We start from the raw sequence: 12,526 nt of genomic DNA, 5'->3' as shown, positions 1-12,526 counted from the left end.
TGGAACAAGGGTTCTATCGTTCCTGTAGGGTCATCGCCCGGGTCCGCAACGACCGCAAAGTCGTCGAGCCAGGATTTCGCTTCGCGTCTTCAGGGCTCAAGGCGCACTTCTATACGCTGATTCTGGCGCGCTATGGCATTCCATTCTCCGGCAAGCAGAAAATCGTCCATTTCCGGATATTGCACCAGCGGGTCAGGTTGTACGGCGGGCTTCGCTACCAGGCGAATGCGGCTACCTTCAACAAGAGGTTCCCGGTTGGCGAAATTGGCAAAGCCCACCGAGAAAAGATCTGTGCTGCGACCCCAGCGGGCCGCCTCCACACCGAACAGTTCGCAATCACCTAACCGCAAATCGTCCGGCGCAACCACCATCTCACCGCGATCATTCTGTACCAGACAAAAATCGCCAACATGCGCCGTCAGGTGAATAACGCCCTGGAATCCACCACCGTGCAGCATTTGTATCAGTTCGCTGACAAAGCTGAGTCGCCGATCGTTGAAGGGGATCTCATCCGGCGCATATTGCCCGTCGCGATTCAATGCCCATTCGATTCCGCGCAGCAGCGATTCCTTCTCATGTTCCGCACGGCCGCGCTGCTGAGCCAGGGCACCCAGCAGGACGCTGCCCTGCTCCGGGCCGGGCGTGCTGAGTTCGGCAACGGGTCCGGCCTGCGCAGCGTCCGGATCTACCAGAAGGATTTTGTAGCTCAACATCATCAACAATGCGCCGAGTACTACGCCCCCCACCAGCGACGGCCAGCTGCGCTGCACGGGCACCTCGGGCGGTGGCGTCTGGATTTCGTCGAAGAAGCGCCGCAGGTCCGACTTCAGACTCTGGTGCAACCTGGATACTTGCTGCTCGAGCTGCGGCTTGAGCAGCTCGATCATGGCTTCGTCCGCCGCCTCGCGCGCCAGGCTATTCATTTCCAGCGGTGTGCGTGAAGGCTGCGCCGGCGCAGGCTCTTCAGCTTGATTGGCCTCTTCTGCCGCAGCGCCAATCAGGCGCAGCGACCCGAGCACCACCTCCAGATCCGCCGGCTTCACTTCCTTGGGTAGCACACCCACGGCGCCCAACGCGCGTGCCTGACCCAGGAACAACTCTTCGCCGTCCTTCGACGTATACATCATGATCGGAATCAACGCAGTGGCCGGATCGCGCTTGATGATCCCGACCGCCTCGAGACCATCCATACCAGGCATCATGTGATCCATGAAAATCGCGTGCGGCTTGGTATAGATGAGGTATTCGAGCGCATCTTCGGCGGACTCGACCTCATCCACGATGATGCCGTGTTGCTCAAGTAGCCGTTTCAGGACAAGGCGTGCCGAACGTGAATCGTCGACCACCAGTGCGCGTTTTGAACCCATGGCCATATCCGCTTCTGAACTAGCATCAGGCGTATGCCCGATGGCGTATTATTTCGGCCAGCATAGGGAACACACCGGTTACAGGCACATACCTTGTTGCGAATCTGTGACGGTGTGCGCGGCCAAAATGCAACTTTGCAATACAATCGTGACCGCTATCAGAGCGCTATCGCCCGGATGGGGTAATGGCCAAAAGTACGCCTTCACCGAATGGCAAGACGCCCCTGAAAGCTTTTTGTATGGTTTTTGTAGCCACCCCATTATCCGTCGCAATTGCCGGATACAATCCGCCCTCAAAAGGTCGCTTGAGATCCGTTCAAAGCACATCAAATCGGTTCATGTCGAGGCGAACCGCTTTCCGGTCCCGGAACCAGGTACGTAAAGGAGAAAATAATGTACAGGAAGTTTGGCATAGCATTGCTGGCTGTATTCATCGGACAGGCGCACGCCAAGGTCGACTCGCAAGAGGCAGAACGTCTCGGTCGAGATCTGACACCGCTGGGCGCTGAGCAGGCCGGCAATGACGCAGGCACCGTTCCGGCATGGACCGGAGGTGTCAAACCGCCCACTGGCTATCAGCCTGGCATGCACCACCTTGACCCCTACAAGACCGACGCCGAGCTGTATCGAGTCGACAGCTCGAATCTGCAGGAGCATGCCGATCAACTGCCGGACGGCCTGATCGATCTGCTTGAACGCAATCCCGACTATTATTTGCGTGTATTCCCGACTCGCCGCAGTGCATCGGCCCCCCAGCGCATCTACGATGCCACCCGCCAGAACGCAGTAAACGCCGAGCTCATGTCCAATGGCAATGGCGTCCGGGGAGCGGCGGCCGGCGTTCCGTTCCCCATCCCCCAGGGCGGGATGGAGGCGATCTGGAACCATATTCTTCATTACAAGGGCGACCAGACTCATTTCATCAACAATCAGGCGGTAGTCATCAACGGCAACAGCAATCTGATCAAGCGCGACCGGCAGATCTACTATGTCTATGGACGCGAAGGCATGACCGAAGCGGATCTGGATAACACTTCGCTGTACTACAAATATGTGGTCACCGCGCCGGCCAAGCTTTCCGGCACCGCTCTGGTCGTGCAGGATCCATTGGATCAGGTGCTGACTACCCGCCGTGCGTGGCGTTACAGCCCGGATAACCGCCGGGTCCGTCGTCTGCCCTCCTTGGCCTATGACTCGGTACAACCCGATACCAGCGGACTGGCCATTGCCGATGTGGTGGATTCGTACAACGGCGCTCCCGATCGTTATGACTGGACGCTGGTAGGCAAGCGCGAAATGCTTGTGCCGTACAACAGCTATGCCGTTCACCAGCAAGGCATCCCTTACGACAAGATCATCCAGCCGAAAGCGCTGAACCCAGAGCTGTTGCGCTATGAGTTGCACAGGGTGTGGGTTGTTGATGCACAGCTGAGATTCGGTCTGCGCCATCCCTACGAAAGCCGTCGCTTTTATATTGACGAGGACAGCTGGCAAATTCTTGCGGTGGACCTGCGCGACAAGAAGGGTGAGCTGATTGGCCTGCAGGAAAGCCATCCTATCAGCTATTACGATGTGCCCATGTTCAACAGTACCCTCGAAACGCTCTATCACCTGAAGACCGGCGATTACTTCGCTGATGGGCTGGATAACAACGAACCAATGTACAATTTCAACGTCGAGCTGAACCCGAGAGACTTCTCGCCGCAAGCCCTGCGCCGCAGCGGTAACTAAAGGAAAGTCAGCAGAGGTGTTGCCGTTTCAATGAGATCAACGAGGCGGCAACAACCATGCTAGATGACGGCGGAGATCACGGTTGCCAGCACGGCGCCAACGATCACTCCGCCAACAGCTGCAGGCCACATCTCCAGGACCGGCGCGTTTTTGGCTGGCTTGATCGATTCACGCATGGCCTTGAATTCCGATTTGACGATTGACTGCATTCGGCGTGCATGGGCGTCCAGATGCGGCCGCATAAACCTGAACATCGCCTCCTCTGCCGCCTCGCGCCCGAGCGTCTCGGCTTCCGCCGCCACAGCAGGTGCACCAGCTGTTTCGGTTGCAATCTTCTGAACAGGCGCCGGCTCTTCCTCCGGCTCCAGCAACTTCAGCGAATCCAGCGCGGCAGCCAGGTCTGCAGACTCGATGCCCTTGGGAATCACCCCGACGGCACCAAGAGCCCTGGCCTGACCGAGAAAAACGTCGCCCCCCTCCTTTGAGGTGTACATCATGACGGGGATCATCCCGGTGGCGGGGTTGCCCTTGATGATGCGTACAGCCTGGAAGCCATCCATGCCCGGCATGGTGTGATCCATGAAAATAGCGTGCGGTCTTCGATACAGAAGATACTGCAAAGCGTCTTCGGCTGAATCCACTTCATCCACTACGAGTCCGTGCTGCTTTAGCTGGCGTTTCAAGACGTGGCGTGCCGAGCGCGAATCGTCGACTATCAGAACCCGTTTAGAACCCATGTCCATTCTGCCCTTTTCCAGCATCGCGCCTCATGCGCGATGCAGATCCATATCGCGTAGCATAAAAAATACGTCCTCTGCAGACACAGCTGTCTTTCATAAATGTGACGTCGTTAGCAACGATCAACCCTGCGGTTGCGAACGCTTGACGTTAAATGGCCATACCTGGCCTGGCTACGCAGCGGTTTGGTCGCTTACACATGATGTGCATTTGCCCCTCAACCACCCGCTCGTGCTCCCTGTCTCGCCTGTCAGGTTTCGAATGCTTTGGCGAAACGGGTATGATCCACAGGCGGCCTGTACAAGCAGCGCGACGCGCACCAGGCCCCTGGCCTGATCCGTCTCATTTATTCGAGGATTTACCATGCATCGTCTAACCATGTTTATTGCGGCAGGTGTTCTGGGCCTGTCGGGCGCGGCTACCGCCAGCAGCTTCATCGGAACCACCGATGCCATCGGCTCGTCGCTCGCCAACACCGTTGAGGCAACCAGCGACGTCACCTCTTCGGTCGGCGATGACAAGGTGGTTCTGGAAGCGCGCGAAGACGCAGCAAGCTTCGTCGGCAGCGACGGCGGTGTCCGCGGCGTGCGCCTGGAAGCAGCTCTGGCGCATATTCGCAGCGCGTTACCGGATCTCGAAGCAAGTGATATGCAGTTGGCCGCCGCCATCCTGGCACTTTGAATGAACCCTGATCTGCCGCATCAGGATGAGTAGCGCCCGGCAGCTGCAGCGCGGTCGCCTGATCCGTCTGGCTCTTCGCTGCGCCGGGCTGCTAGCGCTTGTTTGGGCAACCAGTCCGGCACAGGCTGCGCTTGAATGGCATCTGGCTGACGGCCCGTTGACCCCTGAAGAAGCAGCAGCTAGCCGCACATTGCTCGAGCACACCAGCACTATCCTGCCGCCTCAGCTGGTCCAGCAACTGGATCGCCAGATAACCGTGGAATGGATAGACACCCTGCCCACCGAAGTAATCGGGCGCGCCACGCCAGGCGGCCAGGTTCAGCTCAACCGCCGGTTTCTGCCAGCACTTATAGCGGGCGATGACGCCATTCTGCCGGCTGGACGCACCCATGACACCCTGCAGCGCGAACTGGTCGCTACCCTCGTGCATGAAATCGCGCACTTCTATGACCGTGGCCTGTACGTGCCGGACGACCACCAGCGACTACTGCGACGTTGTCAGGCTCAGCACGACGCCCTGGGCGGTATCGGGTTGCCCTCAGAATGCCGTGGCCAGATCAGCCGGCGATATACGCTCAGTGATGATCCTCGGCTGCTTGACCTGGCCGGCTGGCCGGAACAGGTTGGCGCACGTGGGCAGAGAGAAACGGAAAATCGCCAACTGGCCCGTACGCCTGACGACTATGAACTGACCAGTCCGCGCGAGTTCGTGGCCGTCAATCTGGAGTATTTCCTGTCGGACCCGCAATACCGCTGCCGTCGCCCTGCGCTGCATGCATATTTTGCCAGGCATTTCGACTGGGCACCGCGCTTCGAACAGAACTGTGCCAATGAACTACCCTTCATAAACGCCGGCCTTGATTCCTCCAGCCCTGCGCTAGGCTGGCTGGATCCCGAGCGCATTTATCAAGTGCATTATCTGCTTGCCGAACCAAACGACGCCTGGGCCAGCCGTTGGGGGCACAGCATGCTGCGCCTGGTTATGTGTGCGCCAGGCCGGCCTCGCGGACCAGAGTGTCTGCTCGATCTTGAGCATCATCTGGTGCTGTCGTTTCGAGCCTTCGTCAATGATGTGCAACTGTCCAGCTGGGATGGGTTGATTGGGAACTACCCTTCCCGGCTGTTTTTGCTGCCGTTGAACCAGGTGGTAGACGAATACACCAAACAGGAGCTACGCAGTCTGAGCTCCATCCCGCTGCGTCTGAGTAGAGCTCAACAGATCAGCCTGGCCGGGCGCGCCGCGGAAATGCACTGGAGCTATGACGGCACCTATTACTTCATCTCCAATAACTGTGCAGTGGAAACCCTGAAGCTACTACGCAGCGGCAGTGATCATCAGGCACTGCGCGACCTCGACAGCATCACGCCCATCGGCTTGTTGAGCAGCCTCGAAGCCCGCGGAATGGCCGATACCTCGGTGCTGCAAAACCGCAGCGAAGCGCTGCGCAAAGGCTGGTATTTCGATTCCTATCGCGAGCGCTATCAGCAGATGTATTCCGTGGTACGCGAACGGCTTGAAGTGCCGCCGAACGCAGTCGAGGACTGGCTGGACTGGTCCGCCGGTGATCGTCAACGCTGGTTTGCCAAAGCGGATTACCGTACTGCAGCGGCGTTGCTGCTGCTGGAACAGGCGGCGCTGCATCGCCTGGCACTGACAATCAGGCATGAACTGAAAGAGCGGTATCTATCCGGGGACCGCCTGGCTGACCCGGATCTCAGCGAGACGGCGGATTTCATGCGCCAGGCAATGGTGGAGAGCAGCTTTCTGAGCAGTCCTGCACAACTGCTTCCTGAAGGTTATGGGCTACCCCAACCTGGGGAATGGCAGGCGTTGAGAGAGACTAGCGGCGCGCGGCAGCGTGAGCTTCTGGATTTGCTTGAATCACTGGATCAAGGCGCCCAACGTTTATTGACACCAGAACAACTCACCGAGCTTGAGTCAGCCAGAGCCAACATCAGTCAGCTGGGTGACCTGCTGCGCCAGTTGCACCGGGACGCCGGCGGCCTGGAGCTTCCCTGACCCCGCCCGACGCACGCCGCGCTGGGCAGATTTACCTCGCATTGCCGTCCGTCGAACTATGCTGATCTGTCTCGGCAACAAAAGCCTAACGTGAAACTGATTACAAGGGAGCTTTCATGAAAACGATCGGCATGCTCGGCGGGATGAGTTGGGAATCCACCCAAAGCTACTACAGCGCCCTGAACCGGGGGATAAACCAGCAACTCGGTGGCCTGCATTCAGCCAGGATTCTCCTGCATAGCGTCGACTTCGCGGAGATTGCCGAATTGCAAGCAAGAGACCACTGGGATCAGGCCGCAGTGTTGCTCGGCGATGCCGCAGTGGCTGTGCAGTCGGCCGGTGCGGATTTTCTGCTCATCTGCGCCAACACCATGCACAAAGTGGCGCCTGCGATTCAGCAACGGATCGACATACCCATCCTGCATCTCGCGGACGCCACGGCTCGCGCCCTGAAAGCCGACGGCATAAGCCGGGCCGGCCTGCTCGGCACGCGCTACACCATGGAACACGCGTTCTACCGGGAGCGCATCGAAGCGCAAGGCATAGACGTGGTGGTACCGGAGGCACAGGATCGGGCCTTGATACATGACATCATCTACTCGGAGCTCTGCCAGGGCATCGTCAACGATCAGTCGCGAACCCGGTATCTCGCTGTGATTGATTCGCTGGCTGACCAGGGTGCCCAGGCCGTCATCCTGGGCTGCACGGAGATCGCCTTGCTGGTTCAGCAACAGCACAGCAAGGTGCCGCTTTATGACACGACCCAAATCCATGTCAACGAAGCTGTCGCCTACGCTATAGGCCAGGATGGCTAGGTACGACGATCAGGGCCGCTTGTCCTTCAAGGTTGCCAGAAAGCTGGCCATATTCTCGGCATCCTCTTCGGTCACACCCAGCCCGGGCATGGCACTGAGCGGGTCTATCTCTTGGGGTGAGCGGATCCAGTGGATCATATTTTCCCGCGTATTCGGTAGCACACCGGCAATGAACGCACGATTGGCGATACCGCCCAATGGTGGCCCGACATGCGCGGCAGCCCCGGTAATGCCCGGAATGGCATGGCAGGTTACGCAGCCATATTGTTGTACTGCCAGAGAACCTCTCTCCTCCGGCGTTTCGCCGGTTGATGCGCGTGCAGGCGAAGCCGCAGCCCCGCCGCTGGATTCCGGCGTGTCGAGCGAAGCAACAAGCTTCTGGTAATCCTCAGCGCTCAGATACGCCGATTGCTTGATGAAGGCAACGACGCTCCACATCTGGCGTTCACTCAGCCGATATTTCCACGGCGGCATGCCGGTCATCTTGATCCCGTGATTGATCACCCAGTACAGCTCGCTGACACTGCGTTCGCGTGCCATGCGGGCATTCGCTGCGGGCACCGGCGTCATACCCAACGCGAAGGCTTCAGGGGCTACGCCCGGAGCGCCATGGCACTGCACACAGTTGTCCCGATGCAGGCGCAGGCCCTCGCCTTGCCAGTCGAAGCCGTCGAGCGGCGGCGCGTTGATTTCCTCCGCACGTTGACTGATGGATGCGCGCAGCGCCTTGTCGACTACCGCATAGACTGGCTGGGTGTGCTGTTCCAGGGCCGAGACGTTGTACACGCCCAGATAGACGAACAACACGCCGCCCACGATGCCAAGCAGCATCAGCACAAACAACGTAGCCACTACGTAGACACTCGGCTTCTTGCGTTGCGAGATAATCATTTCGTTCCAATCACTTCAGTGTGCCCAGATAAGCCGAAATGGCTCTGGCCTCATCTTCTGCTAGCCCGAGGTTCGGCATTGCGGTACGCGGGTCCACTCCCTGTGGATCCATCAGCCAGCGCACCATGGTCTCCGGCTGGTTAGGTACCACGCCGCCCAGATAGGCCCGCCGACCGATCAATTCCAGGCTCGGCCCGACCAGCCCGTCCGCCCCGGTTATCCCGGGAATCCGATGACAGCTGCCGCATCCATAATCGCGTATCAGCTGAGCGCCTTGCTGCGCCTGCGCTTGGGATTTGTCTGTTCCCCAGTGCAGCTCCGGGCAGCCTGCCAGCATCGCAGCCGTCAGCAGCACAAGCATTGGTCGAATGCCTTTAGCGAGGCGACGCAGCGGCGCCGCCGATGCGCTACTGCTGCGCATGATCAGCTCCTCTCGTGCTATCGATCTGCTCCGCGCGACGGGCGCTGTTGCGCATATAGCTGGCAACTTCGAGAAGCGCCGCCGCGACATATACCAGCCCGGATGGCATCCACATGATCAAACCGCCCAGCTGCTGGTCTTCCAGCGCACTCAGACCCCATTCAGGCGCCGTCTGCAGGTAAGGCGCATACCAGACTTCAGGCGAGAACGTCAGCAATGCGCCGAGTACGCTGGCATGCACAGCGGTGGTGAACAAATACAGCACCCCCACCGCAGAGCCATTCTGACGCGCGCGTACCAACGCCCACCAGAACAGCAATGCCACCCAGAAAAAGCTCAGGTGCTGCAGCGCATGAATCCAGGTATTCTCCAGGCCAGCAGAAAACAGTACAGGCAGATGCCAGCCCCATAGCATCGCAAAATGCACCAGCCAGGCAACCAGCGGCGTGGCAAGCCAGGACCAAAACCAGCGCAGACCGTTGCCGCGCAACAGGGCGCCCGTGCCGCGCCCGACAAAGCGTGGCAACCCACGCAGCATCGCCGCACCGGGACGGCTCAATATCAGCAGTGGCGCGGTGATCAGCATCATCACTTCATGTTGCAGCATGTGCGCGGCAAATAGCTGCTCACCCAGCGGGTCGAGTGGCGAAGCCAGGGCGATCACCAGGGTCAGCCAACCCGACCAGAAATACAGCTGGCGGCGCTTGAAGGCCCCCGCATCGGCCTGCGCTCGGCGGTTCTGTTGCTTGATGCCGATCGCGTAGGCCACAGCCATAACAAGCAGCAATACCACCGCAACGGGGTCCACATGCCACCAATGAAATTCGCTGGTTGCCGGCCCGACCAGGTGGGCATGGCTCGGCGTGGCCACCAGAGCAAGCATCACCATCAGGCATGAACGACTCATTGGCATGGGCTCAGTACCAGGTTGGGTACGCTCTGCATGACAATCACGCCCAGCATCAAGACGCTGATGAGCGGACCGCCAGTCGCCAGAAAGCGGCTGCGACTGCTGGCTTCGTGCCCCAACTGCCGGACCGCACGCAAATTGCGCCCGGCCAGGTACAGCCCAGCCCCGGCGAGGATCAGCATGCACAGGGCGACGATATTCAAAACCAGCGAAATGCTCTGCGGTGCGTAATCCCCACCCCGGTTGCAGTACCACTCGACAATGCTATAGCTGATCGCCAGATGCAGGCCCCAGGCCGCGACGGCCAATCCCCAGCCTGCAGTCAGCGCGAGGACACCAGGTCCGCTGTTCACATCGGCACGCTTGTCAGTCACAACAGCCTCCGCTCATGATCTCCGACGGCCCATTCACAGCCATCTCGGCACCCAATAAACAACCAGATACAGCGGAATCCACACCAGACTCACGAAATTCCAGTACAGCGTGTCGACCACCACGCCAATCTTCTGTTGCGGATTGAAGTAACGCTTGATGCCCAGAATTCCGACGACCAGGGTCCCGGCGGCGGCGGATATCAAGTGCACGAAATGGAAGCCCATGATCGTCCAGACAATCGAGCCGTAGACATGTTCGTCCCAGGGCACGCCCAACTCCTGGAACTGCTGCCAACGGAGCATCAGCACCGTGCAGGCCAGCCCGACCGAGGCGAACATCGCGACAACGAACCGGTTGTATTGCTCGTTCTCAATGCATTTGCTGCCCCACTGCATGGTCATAGAGCTTCCGAGGAGCAGCGCAACGGAGATTGACGGCAGCAACAAGGGCGGCGGCTCGACACCCTCCGGCGGCCAGGCGGGGGCCATCAGGCGCAGATAAAAATAGGTGGCGATAAACGCCATGATGACGGTGGCCTCGATCACCACCAGCCCCAGGATTCCCCACCAGACCGGCGCCTGCGGGCCGGGATTGAAGCGTGAGAAGTCACCGACATCGATTACGAAGCGTTCGCGCACGTCAATTCTCCTGCCACGGCCGGCGTGGCCATAACCAGCCAACGATCATCCAGAAGCTGAGGAAAAAGCCGAGCCAGAACCCCCATGGGCTGAATATCGTTCCGATGAAACCGATACTCACCGCCACGGCAAGCAGAAACGGCCAAATGGTCGGCTGTGGCAATATCACTACTGCCTGCGGTTCTGCATCGACCAGCGTGGTCACCAGCACTTCGCGGCGGTCATCGCGCAGCCCGGTGACAAACTGGCGCTCATTGGCAATGGCGTCGTCCCAGAGCGGCGTCCCGCTACGCACGACCGGAATATACCGGAAGTTGTAGTTGGCCGGCGGCGAGTCGGTTGCCCATTCCAGCGAGTCGGCGTCCCACGGATTCGGGCCGGCAGGCGTTCCGCGTAAGCGACTCGTCCACATATTCACAAAGGTCAGTCCGAAACCCAGCGCAAGAACAAAGGCGCTGAGACTGATGAACAGATTCAACGGCCCCCAGCCCATGGTTTCCAGATAGGTATACACACGCCGCGGCATACCCTCCAACCCCAGCTGATGCATGGGAAAGAAGGTGGCATTGAGCCCCAGGAAGATGAGCGCGAAACTCCAGCGCCCGAGCCGTTCGGACATCAGCCGGCCGGTCACCTTGGGATACCAGTAATAGATCCCGCCAAACAATGGCAGCACGGCCCCACCAATCAATACGTAATGGAAATGGGCGACCACGAAATAGGTGTCGTGTACCTGCATGTCGAAGGGAATCGACGCCACCATCACCCCGGTCAGTCCGCCGATCACAAATACCGCAAAGAACCCCAGAACGAACAACATGGGCGTAGCAAAACGGATGCGCGCGCCCCACAACGACGCAATCCAGCAGAAGATCTGCACGCCGCTGGGAATGGCGATCATGGCACTGGCACCGGTGAAGAAGCTGAGCCCCAGATGCGGCAAGCCCGTGGTGAACATGTGGTGCACCCACAGGCCGAAGGAAACGAAACCAATCGCAACCAGAGACAGCACCATTGCCGTATAGCCAAACAGACGCTTGTGCGTAAAGGTAGTGATGATTGCCGACAGCACCCCGAGGGCCGGCACGAAAATGATGTACACCTCGGGATGCCCGAAAAACCAGAAAAGATGCTGCCACAGCAACGGCTCGCCTCCGCTGGCGACCACGAAGAACTGGGTCATCAGGGTACGGTCGAGCATCAGCAGAATACTGCCGACCATTACCGTCGGCATGGCAAACACGATCATGAAGGACATCACCAGAATCGCCCAGACGAACAGCGGCATGCGGTCAAGCGACATACCCGGCGCCCGTTGCTTGAAGATGGTGACAATCAACTCTACCGCTGCGGTCAGCGCCGACAGCTCGATGAAGGTGATCATCGTGGTCCAGATATCCATGCCCTTGCCCGGCGAGAACATGTCGTTGGCCAGCGGCACGTAGGCAAACCAGCCGGCCGCTGGTGCCATTCCAAGGAACAACGACAGATAGAGAACGATACCGGCGATGAGATACACGTAGTAGCCGAACGCGTTCAGACGCGGGAAGCACATGTCCCGCGTTCCGATCATCAGCGGCACCAGGTAAATGCCCAGTCCCTCCATGATCGGCACCGCAAAGAAGAACATCATGGTGGTGCCGTGCATGGTAAACAGTTGGTTGAACAGCTCCGGTCCCATCAGGCTGTTTTCCGGCGTAATCAGTTGCAAACGCATCAGCAGCGCCAGCACCCCGGCCAACACGAAAAAGACCAGGGAGGTCATGATGAAGCGGAAGCCGATCTTGCGGTGGTTGACGTGCGTAAACCAGCCGAAGAACCCGGCTGGGGAGGCCCAGGTCCGGTTCAGCTCGGCAGTGGCCTGTTCCGAAGGCGCTGACGATGCGGATTCGGGCATGTTGGCTGTCACTTGGCTCACGTGCGGTCCTTGTTCTGTCAG

General features: G+C 59.3%; 12 protein-coding genes. 4 read left to right on the top strand and 8 right to left on the bottom strand.

The genetic code is table 11. The features are described from left to right. Positions 1-89: 89 nt before the first annotated feature. Positions 90-1,367 carry a PleD family two-component system response regulator gene (locus tag G3M63_RS13465; protein ID WP_163983463.1) on the bottom strand — a complete coding sequence of 426 codons (1,278 nt, stop codon included), beginning with the start codon at positions 1,365-1,367 and terminating at the stop codon, positions 90-92. Between the two features lie 393 nt (positions 1,368-1,760). Here G3M63_RS13465 and G3M63_RS13460 point away from each other — a divergent pair, with 393 nt between their 5' ends. Then, positions 1,761-3,098 carry a DUF1329 domain-containing protein gene (locus G3M63_RS13460; RefSeq protein WP_163983462.1) on the top strand — a complete coding sequence of 446 codons (1,338 nt, stop codon included), beginning with the start codon at positions 1,761-1,763 and terminating at the stop codon, positions 3,096-3,098. 59 nt (positions 3,099-3,157) lie between these two features. On the opposite strand, the gene G3M63_RS13455 is transcribed toward G3M63_RS13460, so the two are convergent. Then, entirely contained in the window at positions 3,158-3,841 is a 684-nt protein-coding gene (locus tag G3M63_RS13455; RefSeq protein WP_163983461.1) for a PleD family two-component system response regulator, read from the bottom strand. A 358-nt stretch (positions 3,842-4,199) separates the two neighbouring features. On the opposite strand from G3M63_RS13455, the gene G3M63_RS13450 reads away from it, so the two are divergent. The 3 genes from G3M63_RS13450 (at position 4,200) to G3M63_RS13440 (ending at position 7,352) form a co-directional block, all read left to right on the top strand. Further along, on the top strand, positions 4,200-4,517 hold the full coding sequence (locus G3M63_RS13450) for a DUF2388 domain-containing protein (protein WP_150301115.1): 318 nt from the start codon (positions 4,200-4,202) through the stop codon (positions 4,515-4,517). A 25-nt stretch (positions 4,518-4,542) separates the two neighbouring features. Next, positions 4,543-6,537, top strand: coding sequence for a DUF4105 domain-containing protein (locus G3M63_RS13445; protein ID WP_163983460.1), 1,995 nt, complete (start codon positions 4,543-4,545; stop codon positions 6,535-6,537). Positions 6,538-6,653: 116 nt separating this feature from the next. Further along, positions 6,654-7,352 (top strand): aspartate/glutamate racemase family protein, encoded by a 699-nt coding sequence (locus tag G3M63_RS13440; protein WP_150301113.1) that lies wholly within the window; start codon positions 6,654-6,656, stop codon positions 7,350-7,352. Positions 7,353-7,361: 9 nt separating this feature from the next. Here the strand turns inward: G3M63_RS13440 and G3M63_RS13435 are convergent, their stop codons facing one another. The 6 genes from G3M63_RS13435 to ctaD are packed head-to-tail and all read right to left on the bottom strand — an operon-like array spanning position 7,362 to position 12,505. Continuing rightward, positions 7,362-8,243: a c-type cytochrome gene (locus G3M63_RS13435; protein WP_163983459.1), complete on the bottom strand. Its 882-nt coding sequence runs from the start codon at positions 8,241-8,243 to the stop codon at positions 7,362-7,364. A 10-nt stretch (positions 8,244-8,253) separates the two neighbouring features. After that, the gene (locus tag G3M63_RS13430) at positions 8,254-8,664 is read right to left on the bottom strand and encodes a cytochrome c family protein (protein ID WP_218573612.1); all 411 of its coding nucleotides are present in this window, start codon (positions 8,662-8,664) and stop codon (positions 8,254-8,256) included. Further along, complete coding sequence (locus tag G3M63_RS13425; protein WP_163983458.1) at positions 8,651-9,571, bottom strand: cytochrome c oxidase assembly protein; 921 nt, start codon at positions 9,569-9,571, stop codon at positions 8,651-8,653. The genes G3M63_RS13430 and G3M63_RS13425 overlap by 14 nt, the downstream gene beginning before the upstream one ends. Continuing rightward, positions 9,568-9,948, bottom strand: coding sequence for a hypothetical protein (locus tag G3M63_RS13420; RefSeq protein WP_150301109.1), 381 nt, complete (start codon positions 9,946-9,948; stop codon positions 9,568-9,570). The genes G3M63_RS13425 and G3M63_RS13420 overlap by 4 nt, the downstream gene beginning before the upstream one ends. Before the next feature lie 33 nt (positions 9,949-9,981). Then, the gene (locus tag G3M63_RS13415; protein WP_218573611.1) at positions 9,982-10,587 is read right to left on the bottom strand and encodes a cytochrome c oxidase subunit 3; all 606 of its coding nucleotides are present in this window, start codon (positions 10,585-10,587) and stop codon (positions 9,982-9,984) included. 1 nt (position 10,588) lies between these two features. Further along, the gene (gene ctaD / locus G3M63_RS13410) at positions 10,589-12,505 is read right to left on the bottom strand and encodes a cytochrome c oxidase subunit I (protein WP_218573610.1); all 1,917 of its coding nucleotides are present in this window, start codon (positions 12,503-12,505) and stop codon (positions 10,589-10,591) included. Between the last annotated feature and the right edge of the window lie 21 nt (positions 12,506-12,526).

The sequence above is a fragment of the Pseudomonas sp. OIL-1 genome (assembly GCF_010669185.1).
GTDB classification, from domain to species: domain Bacteria; phylum Pseudomonadota; class Gammaproteobacteria; order Pseudomonadales; family Pseudomonadaceae; genus Halopseudomonas; species Halopseudomonas profundi.
The sequence above is the reverse complement of the archived record's forward strand: the minus strand, read 5'-3'. Positions and strand labels throughout refer to the sequence as shown.